The following is a 670-nucleotide window of genomic DNA, read 5'->3' as shown; positions in this document are numbered from 1 at the left end:
CGGCTTAGGCGAGCCCGCAGTTCACGCTCTGGGCCTCGCCGCACATGATGCCGAGCGCGACCGTGAAGATGAGGGTGCCGATGAGCATCAGCGTGCCGAGCAGGGGGGCCGCGAGGACGGCGCCGAGCGCCCAGCCCCACAGCTTTCGCGGGGGTGCGGGGGGTTTGCGGCGGGACAGGATGAGGAGGACGAGGGCCACGCACCAGAGCGGGATCAGAATGATGAGCAGCCAGAGCATGATCGGGAAGGCGTCCTGCGCCCCCTGGAGCGAACCGCGGATGCCGGGCCCGGCGAGGAGCGCGACCAGGGGGATGATGATGAGCGGCAGCACGGACGCCAGGGCGGCGGCGATGCTCCCCATGAGCAGGCCACGCGAGCCTCGTCCCGCCGCGTCCGCCGTTCCTGCGGCTGGGGGCGAGGGGTCCGCGGGCTGGGCCGGAGCCGGGCCGAGCAGCTGGCGAACCGCGGCGTCAGCCTGGGCTGGAGGCCACCCCGCCGCCGTGAGCTCGCGGAAGAGCGCGGCGGGATCGGCTCCCGCGCTGAGCCGCTGACGGACGTAGTGGGTGAGTTCGTGCATGCTCCCAGTGTGTCACGACGGCTGCCGCATCGGGGGAGGACAAGCGCGGCCCCGGGAACGGGAAACCGGCCCCGCGCGCACTCGAAGACGCGG

At 73.3% G+C, this 670-nt stretch carries 1 protein-coding gene; it reads right to left on the bottom strand.

Features of this window, described 5'->3' with window-relative positions:
• Positions 1–4: 4 nt before the first annotated feature.
• Positions 5–577, bottom strand: a complete 573-nt coding sequence (locus OOT08_RS02730) for a hypothetical protein (protein WP_325091010.1) — start codon at positions 575–577, stop codon at positions 5–7.
• Between the last annotated feature and the right edge of the window lie 93 nt (positions 578–670).

This window comes from Leucobacter sp. M11 (genome assembly GCF_035726885.1).
Classification (GTDB): Bacteria; Actinomycetota; Actinomycetes; order Actinomycetales; family Microbacteriaceae; genus JAPFRB01.
The sequence above is the reverse complement of the archived record's forward strand: the minus strand, read 5'-3'. Positions and strand labels throughout refer to the sequence as shown.